At 53.8% G+C, this 15,906-nt stretch carries 21 protein-coding genes; all 21 read left to right on the top strand.

Annotated features, from left to right (window positions below):
- Positions 1 to 180: 180 nt before the first annotated feature.
- Positions 181 to 978, top strand: coding sequence for a GPO family capsid scaffolding protein (locus LQ945_RS22980; protein ID WP_270101817.1), 798 nt, complete (start codon positions 181 to 183; stop codon positions 976 to 978).
- Positions 979 to 1,033: 55 nt separating this feature from the next.
- Entirely contained in the window at positions 1,034 to 2,092 is a 1,059-nt protein-coding gene (locus LQ945_RS22975; protein ID WP_270101816.1) for a phage major capsid protein, P2 family, read from the top strand.
- A gap of 3 nt (positions 2,093 to 2,095) precedes the next feature.
- On the top strand, positions 2,096 to 2,752 hold the full coding sequence (gene gpM / locus LQ945_RS22970) for a phage terminase small subunit (RefSeq protein ID WP_270101815.1): 657 nt from the start codon (positions 2,096 to 2,098) through the stop codon (positions 2,750 to 2,752).
- A 93-nt stretch (positions 2,753 to 2,845) separates the two neighbouring features.
- A complete protein-coding gene (locus tag LQ945_RS22965) occupies positions 2,846 to 3,367 on the top strand; it encodes a head completion/stabilization protein (protein WP_270101814.1) in 522 nt (173 codons plus the stop codon).
- A complete protein-coding gene (locus tag LQ945_RS22960; RefSeq protein WP_049211534.1) occupies positions 3,367 to 3,570 on the top strand; it encodes a tail protein X in 204 nt (67 codons plus the stop codon). Before LQ945_RS22965 ends, LQ945_RS22960 begins: the two co-directional genes overlap by 1 nt.
- A 24-nt stretch (positions 3,571 to 3,594) precedes the next feature.
- Positions 3,595 to 3,861: a phage holin gene (locus tag LQ945_RS22955; protein WP_099062514.1), complete on the top strand. Its 267-nt coding sequence runs from the start codon at positions 3,595 to 3,597 to the stop codon at positions 3,859 to 3,861.
- Positions 3,861 to 4,346 carry a lysozyme gene (locus LQ945_RS22950; protein WP_270101813.1) on the top strand — a complete coding sequence of 162 codons (486 nt, stop codon included), beginning with the start codon at positions 3,861 to 3,863 and terminating at the stop codon, positions 4,344 to 4,346. Before LQ945_RS22955 ends, LQ945_RS22950 begins: the two co-directional genes overlap by 1 nt.
- Complete coding sequence (locus LQ945_RS22945) at positions 4,343 to 4,780, top strand: lysis protein (RefSeq protein ID WP_270101812.1); 438 nt, start codon at positions 4,343 to 4,345, stop codon at positions 4,778 to 4,780. The genes LQ945_RS22950 and LQ945_RS22945 overlap by 4 nt, the downstream gene beginning before the upstream one ends.
- Before the next feature lie 8 nt (positions 4,781 to 4,788).
- Entirely contained in the window at positions 4,789 to 5,256 is a 468-nt protein-coding gene (locus tag LQ945_RS22940; RefSeq protein WP_259216830.1) for a phage tail protein, read from the top strand.
- Complete coding sequence (locus LQ945_RS22935; RefSeq protein WP_270101811.1) at positions 5,244 to 5,699, top strand: phage virion morphogenesis protein; 456 nt, start codon at positions 5,244 to 5,246, stop codon at positions 5,697 to 5,699. The genes LQ945_RS22940 and LQ945_RS22935 overlap by 13 nt, the downstream gene beginning before the upstream one ends.
- A gap of 95 nt (positions 5,700 to 5,794) precedes the next feature.
- A complete protein-coding gene (locus LQ945_RS22930) occupies positions 5,795 to 6,433 on the top strand; it encodes a phage baseplate assembly protein V (protein ID WP_270101810.1) in 639 nt (212 codons plus the stop codon).
- Positions 6,430 to 6,777, top strand: coding sequence for a GPW/gp25 family protein (locus LQ945_RS22925; RefSeq protein ID WP_270101809.1), 348 nt, complete (start codon positions 6,430 to 6,432; stop codon positions 6,775 to 6,777). Before LQ945_RS22930 ends, LQ945_RS22925 begins: the two co-directional genes overlap by 4 nt.
- Entirely contained in the window at positions 6,777 to 7,685 is a 909-nt protein-coding gene (locus LQ945_RS22920; RefSeq protein WP_270101808.1) for a baseplate assembly protein, read from the top strand. The genes LQ945_RS22925 and LQ945_RS22920 overlap by 1 nt, the downstream gene beginning before the upstream one ends.
- A complete protein-coding gene (locus tag LQ945_RS22915) occupies positions 7,678 to 8,277 on the top strand; it encodes a phage tail protein I (RefSeq protein ID WP_270101807.1) in 600 nt (199 codons plus the stop codon). The genes LQ945_RS22920 and LQ945_RS22915 overlap by 8 nt, the downstream gene beginning before the upstream one ends.
- A gap of 1 nt (position 8,278) precedes the next feature.
- Positions 8,279 to 10,426, top strand: a complete 2,148-nt coding sequence (locus LQ945_RS22910) for a hypothetical protein (protein WP_270101806.1) — start codon at positions 8,279 to 8,281, stop codon at positions 10,424 to 10,426.
- 5 nt (positions 10,427 to 10,431) lie between these two features.
- Positions 10,432 to 11,175 carry a hypothetical protein gene (locus LQ945_RS22905; RefSeq protein ID WP_270101805.1) on the top strand — a complete coding sequence of 248 codons (744 nt, stop codon included), beginning with the start codon at positions 10,432 to 10,434 and terminating at the stop codon, positions 11,173 to 11,175.
- Between the two features lie 39 nt (positions 11,176 to 11,214).
- A complete protein-coding gene (locus LQ945_RS22900; RefSeq protein WP_270101804.1) occupies positions 11,215 to 12,390 on the top strand; it encodes a phage tail protein in 1,176 nt (391 codons plus the stop codon).
- Positions 12,391 to 12,555: 165 nt separating this feature from the next.
- Positions 12,556 to 13,476, top strand: coding sequence for a stationary phase or STEss regulating sigma factor (locus LQ945_RS22895; RefSeq protein WP_270101803.1), 921 nt, complete (start codon positions 12,556 to 12,558; stop codon positions 13,474 to 13,476).
- Positions 13,477 to 13,773: 297 nt separating this feature from the next.
- Positions 13,774 to 14,946, top strand: a complete 1,173-nt coding sequence (locus LQ945_RS22890; RefSeq protein ID WP_270101802.1) for a phage tail sheath protein — start codon at positions 13,774 to 13,776, stop codon at positions 14,944 to 14,946.
- 10 nt (positions 14,947 to 14,956) lie between these two features.
- Positions 14,957 to 15,472 carry a phage major tail tube protein gene (locus LQ945_RS22885; RefSeq protein ID WP_270101801.1) on the top strand — a complete coding sequence of 172 codons (516 nt, stop codon included), beginning with the start codon at positions 14,957 to 14,959 and terminating at the stop codon, positions 15,470 to 15,472.
- 73 nt (positions 15,473 to 15,545) lie between these two features.
- Positions 15,546 to 15,899 carry a phage tail assembly protein gene (locus tag LQ945_RS22880; RefSeq protein WP_270101800.1) on the top strand — a complete coding sequence of 118 codons (354 nt, stop codon included), beginning with the start codon at positions 15,546 to 15,548 and terminating at the stop codon, positions 15,897 to 15,899.
- Positions 15,900 to 15,906: the final 7 nt, after the last annotated feature.

The following is a 15,906-nucleotide window of genomic DNA, read 5'->3' as shown; positions in this document are numbered from 1 at the left end:
CCTGAATTTCAACGTTTCAATGCCGAAAGGCTACCTACCCGCTACCGCCAACACCCTTAATGCACCTTGTGCCATTGACCACACAAAGCCGCCGCGTTGTCCCCATTCCAGCCCCCCGCCAACATAAGCCAAACACGGCCAACACCGGCCACATTCGCTTACATGATCGGGGCTTATCCAATGCCAATTTCAAAATCTTTCCGTGTCGCCGTCGAGGGGGCAACCAGTGATGGCCGTCAGATCCAGCGCCAGCACATCAAAGAGATGGCCGAAACCTATAACCAACAGTTCAAGCCGGCACGCGTCAACCTTGAGCATTACCTGAGCATTTTTCCTGACAGCACCTTCTGTGCTTATGGTGATGTGCTGTCCCTGAGTACCGGTGAAATCAACGATGGCCCGCTAAAAGGCAAGTTGGCGCTCTACGCCCAGGTTGACGCGACGGATGGCCTGGTGCAGTTGAACAATAAGCGTCAGAAGATTTTCACCAGCATTGAGTATTACGAAAAATTCGCTGATACCAACAAAGCCTATCTGACTGGCCTCGCATTCACGGATAACCCTGCGTCACTCGGCAGTGAAGCAATGAAATTCAGCTCAAACCACCTGGCGCAGCAAGGCCTGTTTTTCTCTGCCGCCGAAGAAACCACCCTCGAATTCGAAACACCGGAAACCGATAAGCCGAACCTGCTCGCCAGCATTAAAGCCATGTTCAGCAAGCGGCAGGCCTCTGATGATGCGCGCTTTATCGATGTTCACCAGGCCGTGGAGTTGGTCGCCGAAAGGCAGCAGCAGGCCGAGGAAAAACTTTCCGGATTGGATGGCGTGAAAGACACCATTCAAAAGCTGACAGACCGACTGACCGCCAGCGAGACGGCATTTTCTGGGCTGGAAACCAAACTCAGCACAACCGACCGCAGCGACAAGCGCCGCGATCTGTCAACGGGTGGCGAAAGCGCCGAGCTAACCGACTGTTAAGCAACCAATTACAGGCGGTGATAGCACCGTTCTAGCCGATTAAAGGAAAAGAGAAATGAGAAAGGTAACCCGTGAGCAGTACAAGAAGTATGTGAACCAGATTGCAAACATCAACGGCATTGATGCCCTGGATGTGGCGGCAAAGTTCACCGTGGAGCCGTCCGTCAGCCAAACCCTGGAAGAAAAAATCCAGGAAAGCAGCGGTTTCCTGAAAACAATCAATATTGTCCCGGTTGATGAACAAAGCGGTGACAAAATCGGCCTGGGGATTGATCGCCCGGTTGCCAGCACCACCAACACCGATGAAAAAGACCGTGAACCCATCGATCCAACCAGTCTGGATGAACAAGGCTACATGTGTACCCAGACCAACTTTGACACCGCGCTGAAATACTCAAAACTGGATTCATGGGCCAAATTCAAGGATTTCCAGGTCAAAATTCGCAACCAGATTGTGAAACGTCAGGCGCTGGATCGCATCATGATCGGCTGGAACGGTGTAAAGCGTGCAAAAACGTCCGATTTCACCGTCAACAAGCTGTTGCAGGACGTGAATATTGGCTGGCTGGAAAAAATCCGCAAAGGCGCGCCGGATCAGGTGATGTCAAAGATTTTGGATGAGGCTGGCGCTGTCGTGTCAGAAAAAATCCGCATCGGCAAAACTGGCGACTATCACAACCTGGACGCCCTCGTTATGGATGCCGTCAACGAACTGATCGCCGCCTGGTTCCAGGACGACACCGAGTTGGTCGCCATCGTCGGGCGCTCCCTGCTGGCGGATAAATACTTCCCTATCGTCAACAAAGAGCAGGAAAACAGCGAAATGCTGGCGGCAGACGTCATTATCTCGCAAAAACGCATCGGTGGGTTGCAGGCGGTGCGCGTCCCTTCCTTCCCGGATAACACCATTCTGATCACCCGTCTGGATAACCTGTCTATTTACTGGCAGGACGGCACCCGCCTCCGCCACATCATCGACAACCCGAAGCGCGATCGCATTGAAAACTACGAATCGGTCAACGAGGCCTATGTGGTGGAAGATTACCAATGCGCCGCACTGATCGAAAACATCGACATCCTGAAACCAGCCGCACCGGCACCGACGGAGGGTTAACCCATGACCAGTCCGGCACGCAGGCATAAGCAATATATCGCAGCGCAGCAATCCTCCTCACTGAGTGAGGCGGCCAGCCTGAGCCACCTGGGCAACTATGACCTGCTGCTGTTCAAGATGCAGCAGGACTTGGCCAGGCTGAGCGGTGTTGAGTCCCACGACACCAAGGCGGAACTGAAACGCAGCATGATCCCCACGTACATGCCGTGGGTGGCCGGTGTGCTGCAAAGTGATGCTGGCAGGCAGGACGCCATTTTGATGCGCGTGCTGGTCTGGTTGCTGGACGTGGGCGACATGGAAACCGCGCTGAATATCGGTGAATACGCCATCAAGCATGATTTGGTTGCCCCGGACGGCTTCGAACGCTCTACCGGTTGCCTGATTGCCGAAGAGTTGGCCGCCGCCGCACAACGCAGCATGACGGCCAATAAGCCGCTGGATACCGCGCAGTTACTCCGCGCTCAGCAGTTGCTCACAGGGCAGGATATGCCGGACAAGGTCAAAGCCCGGCTGTATAAATTCGCCGGGTATGCCCTGCGTCAAGACGGTGACAACGTGCTTGCCCTGGACACATTAAAAAAGGCCCTGCTGAAAGATGAAAATTCCGGTGTGAAATCTGACATTAAGCAACTGGAAAAACAGATCAAAGCAGCTAGTTAACGAATCGCCCCCGGCGAGGGCGGCACGGGAGCCGCGACAGGTTTTAACCGTATCAACGCTCCCGTCCACCGCCCGACTCACAGAGAAAAAACCATGGTCAGCATAGCGATTGAACCCGCACCGGGCGACCATAACCCCGGCAACAATCTGGAAATTGATTTAACACCGGCTCCCGTGCCACCGGCCAGCACGGTGATCAAAAATACGGGTTTCTGGCCGGATATCGACCTGAAACAGTACCGGGAAGATATGCGCCAGGACGGCACGATCACACAGCCGCGCCTGCTGGAAGCTGCCCGCAATGCCATCAATGAAGTTAACGATCGCCTGGCCAACTGGCGAAAACAGCAACAAAGCGCGGGATATAGCGAGCTGGATCAGGTTCCTGCCGACCGTCTGGATGATGAAAGTACCCGCGTACAGCTTTATCGCCGTGCGGTGTTTTGTCTGACACAGGCCAGCCTTACCGAGCGATTTCGCAGCTTTGACGCCACCAATTCAGGCAACAAGCGGGCCGAATCGCTGGAGCCAACCGTTGACGACCTGCGCCGCGATGCGGATTGGGCCATTAATGATTGCCAGGCACTGCCGCGCATGACGATTGAGTTGATCTGATGAAAGTCTATGCGCACCAGGGTGACACCGTTGATGCACTGTGCCAGCGCTATTACGGCAAAACACAGGGTGTCACCGAGCAGGTATTGCTGAGTAATCCGGGCCTGGCCGATCGGGGGCCAATTCTGCCCCACGGTTGCCCGGTAGACATGCCGGATATCATTCAGGCCGCATCGGTGCAAACCCTTCAATTATGGGATTAACCCCCTGCGGGCGGGAGGTGGAGAATGAAAATTATGACGGAAAAACTTGCCGCCGGTCTTAACTACTGCATTGCCGGCGGACTCTGCACCGGCGGTCTGGTCGACTGGTTCCGCCATGTGGACTGGAATCAGGTTGCGGTGATCGGCGGTTTTATCCTGGGCCTGATCACCTATCTCACGCAGACCTATTTCGACTGGCGGCGCACCAAAGCCTATGAGAAAGGGGTGAGCGCCGGGATCATCACTGAACCGCCGGTAAAGCGCCGCCTGTTCCGTAAGGAGGCCGAATAATGGCGATGTCATCTACCTTGCGGAAAAGCTTGCTTGGCGCTGCCGGTACTGGCGCAGTGGCGATCGCCACATTAATGATCCCCGAACTGGAAGGCGTCAGGCTTGAACCCTATCGCGACGTCGCAGGCGTGTTGACAGTCTGCTACGGCCACACCGGGGCCGATATTATCCCCGGCAAGCGCTACAGCCTGGCGCAATGCAAGGCCATGTTGGATAAAGACCTGATCCCCTTTTCCCGTTCGGTTGAGCGGTCGGTAAAGGTTCCGGCGACGGAGTACCAAAAAGCCGCGCTGATCAGTTTCAGCTACAACGTGGGCGTTTACGCTTTTGAGCATTCCTCCCTGCTGCGCAAGCTGAATGCCGGCGACGCAGCCGGCGCGTGTGCTGGCCTTCGCCAGTGGATTTACGCCGGCGGCAAACCGTGGAAAGGCCTGATGAACCGCCGCGATATAGAGCATGAAGTCTGCGCCTGGGGCCAAAAATGACCCGTATGATTGCCGTCATCGTCCTGATCCTGCTCTGCCTGCTGGCCTTCCTGCTCTACAGCAATCAGGGGCTGCGCCAGGTGCGCGACACATTGCAGGATGCCAACGGTAAGCTGACCCGCCAGATTGATTGGCAAAACAAGACGCAGCGTGCTGTTGCTGCCATAGACGAAAACAGAAGCCGGGAATTAACCGATGCGAAAAGTAAAATTGATGATTTGCAGCGTGATGTTGCCGATGGCCGTCGCCGGCTGCGGCTCAGTGCCACATGCCCAACCGCCGCCGCCGCCGGCCTGGCTGATGCAGACGGCCCCCGACTTACTGACGCCGCTCAACGGGATTATTACACCCTCAGAAAGCGAATTGAAACCGCCCACAGCCAAATAGCGGGCCTGCAAGACTACATCCACAACGTCTGCCTGGCGCAACCGTAGGAGCGATCATGTTAAAACCGGACTCACTTCGCGCGGCCCTGAGCGGTTCCGTAAAGTATGTGAAGCAAAACCCCGATTGCCTGCACATTTTTATCGATAAAGGGGTGATTTATTCCACCCTGGCCCCGTCGCTGTCCTTTGAATATCAGTACACGCTGAACCTTATCGTGACCAGCTATGCCGATGACGCCAATCTGTTGATCGTGCCCATCCTGCATTGGTTGCGTACCCATCAGCCCGATATCATGGCCAACCCGGATAAACGCGGCGATGGCTTCACCTTTGAAGCCGATTTCCTGAATAATGCCGCGCGGGATATCAGCATTGATCTGAAACTGACCGAACGTGTGATCGTCGGCGAGGACAACGGCAAGCTGAACGTCAGGCATGTGGATGAACCGCCGCCACCGCCGAGCGACCTCAGCAGTTATGAAATCTGGATGGAAGGCCGCATGGTGGCAGCATGGGCGGCTTAAGCGACTTCCAGGCGCTGGACGAAACGCTGTCCGTATTGCTCCAGCAGCTTTCCCCGCAGTCCCGCCAGGTATTTACCCGCCAGGTGGCCAAAGAGCTGCGCCAGCGCCAGCAAAAGCACATTCAGGAACAGAAGAACCCGGACGGTTCGCCGTACATACCGCGTAAAAACAAACGGCAGGACAAGCACGGGCGCAACCGCCGCAAGATGTTTACCCGGCTGCGCACTGCGCGTTTTATGAAAACAGAATCCAACACCGATGAAGCCGCCGTAACGTTTGCCCCCGGTGTGACCAATTTATCCGCCGTCCACCATTACGGCCTGCGGGATAAAGTCAGCCCAGACGGCCCCACCGTGCGCTATGCGCGCCGGCAGTTGTTGGGCTTCACCGATGCCGATATTGAATGGATTAAGGATCTGGCGTTGACGCACATCGCCAAATAATCACCCCGCCTTTCTGACCACGTCACCGCCTTGTGCCATCGCTGGCACAAGGCACACAAAATGCCCCACGCGCCCGCACGCGGCACACTGGCAGCATGAAAGCATCCATCGCCGAACTAAAACGCCTCCTGGCTAACATTGTGCGCATTGGCACCGTCTCCGAAGTGGACACGGCCAAAGGCCTGTGCCGCGTGAAAATCGGGAAAAATGAAACCGACTGGCTGAACTGGTTGACGCTGCGTGCCGGTCGCGTGCGCTTTTGGTCTGCCCCATCGGTTGGCGAACAGGTAATTGTGCTGAGCATCTTCGGTGATTTGACCACCGGTTTTGTACTGCCGGGGGTATTTTCGGATCAGTATCCCGCCGCCTCGGCGTCACCCGATGCTGTCCGCCTGGATTTCCCGGACGGCGCTGTCATTGAGTACGAACCAGAAAACGGCACGCTGACGGCAAAAGGTATGAAACAGGCCGATATTCAGGCCTCTGAAAAAATCAGCGCCACCGCCAACGTCGTGATGGTGACGGCCAGCCAGATGATCACCCTGGATGCGCCCGTCGTGGAATGCACCAATAAATTGATTGCCGGCTCACTGTTGCTCAAATACGGCGGCGAAATGTACGGGAATATCACCCACACCGGCGGCAGCTTTAATTCCAACGGCGTGATCATCCACATCCATTATCACGGCAACGTGCAGAACGGCGGCGGCAGCACCGGGGGGCCAGCATCATGATGTATCTCGGCATGAACCGTAACGATGGCCAGGCTATCAGCGAGATCGAACACATCCGTCAGTCGGTCAGCGATATTTTGATCACGCCTGTCGGTAGTCGTGTCATGCGTCGTGACTACGGTTCGCAGCTATCGACCCTGATTGACCAGCCACAAAACCCCGCATTGAACCTCCAAATGATGGCCGCCATTTATGGTGCGGTTCTGCGCTGGGAAACCCGCATTTCCCTCACTGCGATCAATCTCGCTTCCAGCGTTAACGGGGAAATGGTGGTTGATTTGGTCGGCAACCGAACGGACACCGCCGGGCGTATCCAGTTCTCATTACCTGTCAGGGGGCAATAATGGCCACCATTGATCTGAGCCAACTCCCCCGCCCCAATGTCATTGAGGCATTGGATTTTGAGACGCTATTTTCCGAACGAAAAGAGCGGTTAATCAGCCTGTATCCCGAAGAAGCACGGGAGGCGGTACGCCGCACATTGGGTTTTGAATCCGAGCCGATCGTCAAAATCCTGCAAGAGTCAGCTTATCGGGAGATGTTATTGCGCCAGCGCGTCAACGAAGCTGCGCAGGCGGTCATGGTGGCCTACGCCATCGGCAATGACCTTGAACAGCTTGGTGCAAACAACAACACGCCACGATTAACGATCGTCCCGGCAGATGACGAAGCTATCCCGCCAGTTGAGGAAGTGAAGGAGTCGGACGCCGATTACCGCCAGCGCATCCCGGCGGCCTTTGAAGGGATGAGCGTCGCCGGCCCGACCGGGGCATATGAGTTTCATGCACAAAGTGCGGACGGCAAAGTCGCGGATGCCTCCGCCATCAGTCCCGCCCCGGCAGAAGTCACGATCAGCGTATTGTCTCGCGACGGTGACGGCACCGCATCCCCCGAACTGTTGGCCACCGTCAGCGCCGCATTGAATGACGAGGAAGTTCGCCCGGTGGCTGATCGGTTGACCGTGCAATCCGCCCAGATCGTCAATTACCAGATCGACGCCACGCTGTATGTCTACCCCGGCCCGGCAATCGAACCCATCATGGCCGATGCTGAACTGCGCCTTAAAAGCTACATCAACGAGCAACGCCGACTAGGCCGAGATATTCGCCTGTCGGCCATCTATGCGGCGCTGCATACCCAGGGCGTGCAACGCGTTGAACTGGCGGCCCCCCTGGCTGACGTGGTGTTAGACCGCACCCAGGCGGCCAACTGTACCGATTACCGCATCCGGATCGGCGGTTCCGATGAATAGCCTGTTGCCGTCAGGTTCGACCCCGCTTGAACGACGCGCGGCACAAGCCTGCGCCGGCATCAGCGATCTGAATACCCCACTGCGTGACCTGTGGAACCCTGACCGCTGTCCGGTCAAGTTCCTGCCCTATCTGGCCTGGGCTTTTTCGGTCGATCGCTGGGATGAGAAATGGACGCCAGCGGAAAAGCGCAAGGCCGTCAAAGACGCCTTTTATATCCATCGCCGCAAGGGAACGATCGCCGCCATCCGGCGCGTGATTGAGGCCATGGGCTATTCAATGTCAATCGCCGAATGGTGGCAGGTCGCCGACCCGCGCGGCACGTTCCGTCTCACTATCGACGTGAACGACGTCGGGATCACAGAGGAAATTGTCCGTGAGCTTGAACGGTTGATCGGTGATGCCAGACCCGTTAGCCGACACATTGCGCAACTGAGTATCGCGACAAAGGTCAGCGGCTTTATTTATTCCGCCGTCTCTGTGCATGACGGCGATATCGTCACTGTCTACCCCGCCGATTACGAGCCGGACGACAGCATTAAATACAACAGCGTTGCAAATTTCAGCGGCAGTTATCACTACTCCGGGGAGTAATATGACAAAAATTACCGAAAGTGGACGCTGGGAAGAGAGCGTTTATCAAATTCAGCGTGGGGATAAAGTAAAAGGTGGTCGTGACGGTGTTGCTAATATCCAGCCGCAGCAGTTGGCGAATCGCACCCAATATTTAAAACAGGCTATTGAAGGGCTATCCGTTGGCGAGCAGCCTTTTGATAATGAGGAAAAAGCGCAGGCCAAAATTAATGACGGCATTATCACCTTAAACGCACGTTTCTCTGTACGTATTGAAAACGCCGATGCCTGGGTAGCTGAATATAAAAATATTGACGGTCAAGCCACGCCAACCGGAAGAACATTACCGTCAGGTGAACTGGTAAAAAAGGTCACGGATTACTTTCACGTTAATGAGGAAATCAGCAATCTTCTGCTAGATATTGTTGATGATGATTACTTTTCGGTGTGGCGTTTATTTGATAATGGCGCATTTGGCACAATTAAAAGCCTGCTCTCTCCCCAGGGTATTTTTCTTGATGACCTGAAAATAACACATGTGGGCGATCGGCCTGGTGTGATCTATCAAGACATCGATGATTTTATTGTTGAGATTGTCAGCGCTGCGGGCGACGTTGCACCGGGTGCGCTACAAGGGCACGGTGCGTTTTCAACCCAAACAACGCACGAGGCCTGGCTACGGCTTGAAGACGTCGACGGTTTTTTTAAAGATTATATCGATCTCGATGGGAACCTGCTCGGCGGTGGCAGTGCTGCGGCTGAGTTTGATCTCGTCGCTTACGACGCGCAAAACAAAGCCTATTCGCAATCAGTGCGCGACCAGTATAACGCCGACATTCAGCGCCTAGTTTCCGCCTTAAACCATCTGGTGATCTACAGTCAAAGCCTCGGCACGCAGCAGGAGGGCTGGCCCGTGCTCAGCGATGAGCCGATCGCCGGGTATGATAATTTGATGCTGGGTGATAGCGTGCGCCCTTCCAGCCGCACCGCTCCCGAATTTGTCCCACTCGGCGAAGCGGTGTTGAAGCCATTAAAAGCTGTGGTGCAATCCGGCTCAGGTGATCGTGTAATCACCAATGACGAAACCGCCGCTTTGCAACCAGGCGCGGGTAATGAAGGTGAAGGCGGCGCGGCACTCGGGAACTTCCTTCGCAAGCTTTGGCTGCAAAAGAACTGTCTGGAGCAAGACCCAACCCGGCGTTTTGTTGTATCAAGCACCGGCGTTAATGGACGAACCATTGAAGAACTATCAAAAGGTGCAAATCCAGAACTTTATCAGCGTCCCCTACAGGCGGTTCAGCAGGTCAAGAATATTGCCGATCAGATGGGTGTCAGCTATGCCATTGCTGCCTTTATCTTTCTCCAAGGTGAGTGGAATTACAACGGGACACGCGGCGGCGTGCAAACCAAGACGGGTTACAGAGGGAAACTAGAGACGCTATTCCCGAACATGACCAACAATATGGCCTATGGTATTGCCGGCCAGAAATCCCCACCTGCGATATTCATGTACCAGACCGGCGGCGGCTATACCGTCGATAAATACGATCTGGCTATCGGCATGGCGCAGTGGGAATTCTGCAAGGAAAATAAGAATGCATACCTTGTCACCCCATCTTATCCATACCCGGATAAAGGCGGTCATTTGACCAGTAATGGCTACCGCTGGATGGACATGCAATTTGCCAAGGTCATGCACCGCGTGCTGAACGAGGGCCAGGGATGGGAGGCACTCGGCCCTATCCGAATCATCCGTATCGGTCGAACCATCTATGTGCTGTATCACGTCCCCAGCCCACCCCTGCAATTCCGCCCCGCGTATGTGGGAAGAACGCCGACGATATATGCAGATAAGGGTTTCCGCGTCACAGACTCCACAGATTCGGCTGTCCCGATTGAATCCGTAGAAATTGCCGCTGACACCATCATAAAAATCACCCTGGCGGCTGAACCTGTAGGCGCTGCAAAACTATGGTATGGCGATAAAACAACCCATAACGGCAACGGGAATGTGTTCGACAGCGATCCTTTTGCGTCACTGGCAACTTACGAATACAAGGCAGGTTCTGGGCAATATGCTGATGAAAATATACCTGAACTGGTTGGTAAACCTTACCCATTAAATAACCCATCGGTGCAATTCTGTGAGCCGATCGAGATCGGAGAATAATTATTATGGTCATGGTCATTAAATCAAACGTTGCCGGCGCGTTTATTTCAAAACCGGATGGATGGAATCCCCCTTTCAGCACCGAAGGGTTGAAATATGCCAACATCTTTGGCCGAGGAAACCTGACGGCCAACCTGGCACCCGGCGGCGCGCCAGCAATTGCCTACGGAAACCCGACGCAGAAAGGCGAGGCTTTCGAATTTTCGACTAACAATTACCTGGATACTCGCGTACCGACCAGCGAGAAAGCCACGCTGATTTCAATCGCCACCAATACCGACTCGACGCAAACTAGCCGCTGCTTTTTGATTTCGAGCTTCAAAGGCAGCGCCGATGCTGGCAAGTCACTGGTAACACAAGGGCCTACGCCATCAGCGCTCTATATGTATTCGCACTATAAAGGAACCGGCGCGGATGGTAGTCCGTGGAGCAATGCATACAGCGCCGGCTTAAATACGCTGAGCACTGACCGCAGTCCGGCATTTTTCTATGGCAGAGATCTGGGTAACGCTCTGCACCTTGGTGATTTGACCAACGCAAAAGCAAAAGTTTCAGCACCCGGTTTACCGATAACCTCTTTCGCAAACCCGGCGCTCACTTATTTCATCGGCCAAAGTCGTGTTGAGGGTTCACCAAAGCACCTCCAGTATGCAGACCTGATTTTTGATCGCGTACTGAGCGATGAAGAATTGATGCAGATTTACCTGTATTTCAAGGGATATTACAGCCGCCGCGGGATCTCCATTTAATGAATCGTGAGAAAACAACTGGATAATGGAGGCCTGAGCGTGAACGATAAAAAATACAGCGCAGTGATCACCGATGCTGGCGCAGAACGGCTGGCAAACGCGGCCGTCACGGGCACGCCAATAGCGATTAAAGAGATGGCCGTCGGCGACGGTGGCGGACGGCTACCGCAGCCGAGTGCTATCAATACCAGACTCGTCAGCGAGCAATATCGGGCTGAACTGAATAAGCTGGTGATCGCTGACAGTGACGCCAGCGTTATTGAAGCTGAAATGATTATGCCGCCACAAATTGGCGGCTTCTGGCTTCGCGAGTTAGCGCTCTACGCCGAGGATGGCGAATGCATCGCGGTTGGCAATATGCCGGAAACTTATAAGCCATTGCTGGCCGAAGGCTCTGGCCGCTTCCAAATCATCAGGATGCAGTTGAAAGTCAGCAGCACAGCGAGTGTGGAACTGATTGCTGATCCGTCTGTTATTTTGGCAACGGTCGAAGACATTAATGCCCTGGAAGAAAAGGTCAAAGACTATACCGATGACCAACTGTCAGACCATGAACACTCGCGCAATCACCCGGACGCTACGTTGAAAGCCAAAGGTTTTACCCAGTTGAGCAATGACACGGACAGTGATAGCGAAGACTTAGCCGCAACGCCGGCAGCAATCAAAGCGGCAATCAAAGCCGCAGTCGCCGCAGCAGTGAGCCAGGCGTGGGAGCTGGATAACCCGGTAGGATCTTCTCGTCTGTTCAACCAGAACTTAAATCCCAATGAACGTTGGCCGTGGTCAACGTGGGAGTATGCCGGCGAACACCTGACAATCAGAACGGCGAAAGCAGACGGCTCCGATGTTGGCACCCAGGGTGGCAGCGACACCGTGACAATTGCGCGTGCCAATCTGCCGGCGGAAGAAATCAGCGTGTCAGGGACGGCACAAGATACCGACCTTGGGACGAAGCGCACCAAGCCTGGTGGTAAACACGTTCATCATGGCGTACCTAAACGCAACAGTAATTATGAGTTGGGCGGTAACAATCGGGTATTCTTCGACCCTTATCAGGAAGGCGAAACGGACGAAGCCGGCGAACACGATCACGAAATGGAATTAGGCCCGCACGGCCACCCCGTTGCGGGGAAAACTGACGCGCTGGGCCAAGGGCAGGAGATCAGCATCGTTGAGCGGCACAAGCTGCAAATGCTGTGGCACCGTGTAGCATAAGCGGATTAGCTCAGACCTGAACTGACAGTCGGCTTTGAGCGAGAAGCGAAAATGGGTGCAGGATAGTTTTTTTCCGTCGATCTCAATGCATTTACTCAATTATGCTTGCTCAACAATTGAATCAGCCATAGATTTTCGGAAAGTCATAAACTTCCGGGGGTGAACGTGGAATATTTTAGCGATAAAGAGAAAGGCTCTGTACCGAGAACGAGTAATGATGTCTCTATGACCGTCTGGACCGGGCTTGTCTCATACATCAATGTTCTGGTAAAGAAGGGTTATTTTGGGAAAAATTTTCCAGAAGAATGCCCTGACGGACAAGGGTGCATTGGTACAAATGAAGATACTTTCAAAGCTGCACTACAGGCAGAGATACCAAATATAGGATGGCCATTGGGAGTCGATCCTGAAGATGTAGATTGGTATGGCTACAGGTCAAGAACACAAGTTACGTTCATACCAGACTATGTGGTCGTTATGGATTTACTTCAATTTTGCTATAAACAAGTTGCAGCTCCTATAGAAGGCAATGATTACCACTCGTTCTACCGTCACACTCATATTCACGATTTTGATGTTGATACTGGAAGAAATGAATTTCTCGAAAATGTTAACGTCATTTTTGCCCGAAATGGTATGGCCTACGAGCTTCAAAAATCAGGAGAAATCATCCGGCTTCTTAGTCCTGAATTAGTCCAAATGATGTCCAGCGTGAATGTTCCTGCGGAAGTTGAGCTAAAGAAAATACTTGCTCGCGCAAATGCTAAAATCGTAAATTTTGATGTTCAAGTTCGCTATGACGCAGTGAAAGAACTCTGGGATTTCTGGGAGCGGCTGAAAAGTGTACACAACCCATCAAATAAGAAAATATCAGCTAAACAATTACTTGATGATGCAGCTGCCACACCTGAATTTCGAAATATTTTGGAAGTTGAAGCTAAATATTTGACCGATATTGGTAACGAATATTTTATACGTCACGCCGAAATGAATCAGGTGAAAATTCAAGAGAGCGATCATATTGAATACCTATATCATCGCATGTTTAGTTTAATTCATCTGCTCATGAAAACTTTCACCCATTAACTGGCCTGATTCCTATATTTAAGGAGAAAGGTACTGACAGCGTCCGCTCTTGGCACGGAGCTGCCTGTCAGATTGATTTTGGCTCAGTGCCATAGCTGTGTCAGGTCAAGTCTAAGCTAATACACATAAGCCCCGCACGGGGCTTTCATTCTTCGTTAAACGCAGTCATTGTTATACATTCCCTCCACTTAAGCGCTCACCGCGCACCTTGTGCCATCCCTCACACAAAGCCCACCACATGCATTAACCGCCTGCCGCAGACACCATAGGGGAACACCGTTACAGGAGATCCACCTAATGGCTCAAGACTACCACCACGGCGTGCGCGTGCAGGAAATCAACGAAGGCACCCGCACCATCACCACCGTCAGCACGGCTATTGTTGGGCTGGTCTGTACCGGTGATGACGCCGATGCGAAAACCTTCCCGTTAAACACGCCCGTATTGCTCACCGACGTATTGACCGCCAGCGGCAAAGCCGGCGAGTCTGGCACCCTGGCCCGTTCCCTGGACGCCATCGGCGACCAGACAAAACCTGTCACTATTGTGGTGCGTGTCGCCCAGGGCGACACCGAAGCGGAAACCACCACCAACATCATCGGCGGCGTGACCACCGAAGGCAAAAAAACCGGCATGAAAGCCCTGTTGGCCGCGCAAAGCCAGCTTGGTGTAAAACCCCGCATTCTGGGTGTGCCCGGTCATGATAATGAGGCTGTAGCCTCTGAATTGTTAGCTATCGCGCAAAGCCTGCGCGGCTTCGCGTACCTAAGCGCCTATGGCTGTAAAACCGTGGCCGAAGCCATCGATTACCGTAAAAATTTCAGCCAGCGTGAAGCTATGTTGATCTGGCCAGACTTCCTGAGCTGGGACAGCGTGACCAACGCATCCGCCACAGCCTACGCAACGGCCCGTGCATTAGGCCTGCGCGCCAAGATTGATGAGCAAACCGGCTGGCACAAAACCCTGTCAAACGTCGGCGTCAACGGCGTGACCGGCATCAGCGCTGACGTGTATTGGGATTTGCAGGATACGGCCACCGACGCCAATCTGCTGAACCAAAACGACGTCACCACGTTGATCCGCAAAGATGGATTCCGTTTCTGGGGTTCCCGCACCTGCTCTGATGATCCGCTGTTCCAGTTTGAGAACTACACCCGCACCGCGCAGGTGTTGGCTGACACCATGGCCGAAGCGCAAATGTGGGCCGTTGATCAGCCGATGCACCCTTCCCTGGCCAAAGACATTATCGAAGGCATCAAGGCCAAATTCCGTGAGCTGAAATCCGGCGGCTACATTATCGACGGCGATTGCTGGATGGATGATGCGGCCAACGATAAAGACACGTTGAAGGCGGGCAAGCTGATCCTGGACTACAACTACACGCCCGTGCCGCCGCTGGAAAATCTGCTGCTGCGCCAGCGTATCACCGACCAGTATCTGATGAATTTCACTCAGAACGTGAACAGCTAAGGGGGACGCGATGGCCTTACCACGCAAACTGAAATTCCTAAACCTATTCAACGACGCCAACAACTATCAGGGCGTCGTTGAAGAAATCACCCTGCCGAAACTGACGCGAAAGCTTGAACAGTATCGCGGCGGTGGCATGAACGGCAGTGCCGGCGTTGATCTGGGGATCGATGATGGCGCGCTGGACGCAGAAATCACCCTTGGCGGCATTGAGGCCCAGCTTTATAAGCAGTGGGGGATCGCCAAGGTTGATGGCGTACTGCTGCGTTTTGTTGGCTCTTTCCAGCGCGATGACACCGGCGAAATTGTCGCCGTGGAAGTGGTCATGCGCGGTCGTTTTTCTGAGTTTGATTTTGGCAACTACAAGCAGGGTGACAACACGCAAACCAAACTCAGCGCCAAAAATACCTATTACAAGCTGACGATGGACGGCACTGTCCTGCTTGAAATCGACGTGGTGAACATGATCGAAATCGTGGATGGCGTCGACCGCCTGGCAGAACACCGCCGCGCTATCGGCCTGTAACCGCCCTGCTCACTTGCACAGGTGTTTCCATGCCCCGAGGGGCCAGTAAACCAGACAAAATGAAGGTTAAACAATGAAAATCGATAAAACTGTAAACACTGAAATTGATGATGGCCAGAGTAATGCCGTTACCGAATTGTTGAACAAACCGGTGATCCTGGACATCCCTGTCCTGCGCGGCACCACCCAGATCACCGAAGTAACCGTGAACAAACCCAACGCCGGTGCGTTGCGTGGCACCCGTTTGCAGGAGCTGATTGAAACTGACGTCAATTCACTGATCACCGTGTTACCGCGTATCACCTCCCCGGCCCTGACGGCTAACGAAGTCGCCAGCCTGGATCCGGCAGACCTGTATCAGTTGTCCCAAGCGTTGGCACTTTTTTTCTTACCGAGTTCGGTCAGATCCGATTTCCTAAACAGCTAACCGTCGA

It is taken from the genome of Serratia liquefaciens (assembly GCF_027594825.1).
Classification (GTDB): domain Bacteria; phylum Pseudomonadota; class Gammaproteobacteria; order Enterobacterales; family Enterobacteriaceae; genus Serratia; species Serratia liquefaciens_A.
The sequence above is the reverse complement of the archived record's forward strand: the minus strand, read 5'-3'. Positions and strand labels throughout refer to the sequence as shown.

Excerpts from the sequence above, each read along its gene's own strand:
- LQ945_RS22945 (WP_270101812.1), top strand. The coding sequence starts at position 4,343 with ATGACCCGTATGATTGCCGTCATCGTCCTGATCCTGCTCTGCCTGCTG.
- LQ945_RS22890 (WP_270101802.1), top strand. The coding sequence starts at position 13,774 with ATGGCTCAAGACTACCACCACGGCGTGCGCGTGCAGGAAATCAACGAA.
- LQ945_RS22885 (WP_270101801.1), top strand. The coding sequence starts at position 14,957 with ATGGCCTTACCACGCAAACTGAAATTCCTAAACCTATTCAACGACGCC.
- LQ945_RS22975 (WP_270101816.1), top strand. The coding sequence starts at position 1,034 with ATGAGAAAGGTAACCCGTGAGCAGTACAAGAAGTATGTGAACCAGATT.
- gpM (WP_270101815.1), top strand. The coding sequence starts at position 2,096 with ATGACCAGTCCGGCACGCAGGCATAAGCAATATATCGCAGCGCAGCAA.
- LQ945_RS22910 (WP_270101806.1), top strand. The coding sequence starts at position 8,279 with ATGACAAAAATTACCGAAAGTGGACGCTGGGAAGAGAGCGTTTATCAA.
- LQ945_RS22940 (WP_259216830.1), top strand. The coding sequence starts at position 4,789 with ATGTTAAAACCGGACTCACTTCGCGCGGCCCTGAGCGGTTCCGTAAAG.
- LQ945_RS22915 (WP_270101807.1), top strand. The coding sequence starts at position 7,678 with ATGAATAGCCTGTTGCCGTCAGGTTCGACCCCGCTTGAACGACGCGCG.
- LQ945_RS22880 (WP_270101800.1), top strand. The coding sequence starts at position 15,546 with ATGAAAATCGATAAAACTGTAAACACTGAAATTGATGATGGCCAGAGT.
- LQ945_RS22965 (WP_270101814.1), top strand. The coding sequence starts at position 2,846 with ATGGTCAGCATAGCGATTGAACCCGCACCGGGCGACCATAACCCCGGC.
- LQ945_RS22930 (WP_270101810.1), top strand. The coding sequence starts at position 5,795 with ATGAAAGCATCCATCGCCGAACTAAAACGCCTCCTGGCTAACATTGTG.
- LQ945_RS22950 (WP_270101813.1), top strand. The coding sequence starts at position 3,861 with ATGGCGATGTCATCTACCTTGCGGAAAAGCTTGCTTGGCGCTGCCGGT.
- LQ945_RS22920 (WP_270101808.1), top strand. The coding sequence starts at position 6,777 with ATGGCCACCATTGATCTGAGCCAACTCCCCCGCCCCAATGTCATTGAG.
- LQ945_RS22905 (WP_270101805.1), top strand. The coding sequence starts at position 10,432 with ATGGTCATGGTCATTAAATCAAACGTTGCCGGCGCGTTTATTTCAAAA.
- LQ945_RS22935 (WP_270101811.1), top strand. The coding sequence starts at position 5,244 with ATGGGCGGCTTAAGCGACTTCCAGGCGCTGGACGAAACGCTGTCCGTA.
- LQ945_RS22980 (WP_270101817.1), top strand. The coding sequence starts at position 181 with ATGCCAATTTCAAAATCTTTCCGTGTCGCCGTCGAGGGGGCAACCAGT.
- LQ945_RS22955 (WP_099062514.1), top strand. The coding sequence starts at position 3,595 with ATGAAAATTATGACGGAAAAACTTGCCGCCGGTCTTAACTACTGCATT.
- LQ945_RS22925 (WP_270101809.1), top strand. The coding sequence starts at position 6,430 with ATGATGTATCTCGGCATGAACCGTAACGATGGCCAGGCTATCAGCGAG.
- LQ945_RS22960 (WP_049211534.1), top strand. The coding sequence starts at position 3,367 with ATGAAAGTCTATGCGCACCAGGGTGACACCGTTGATGCACTGTGCCAG.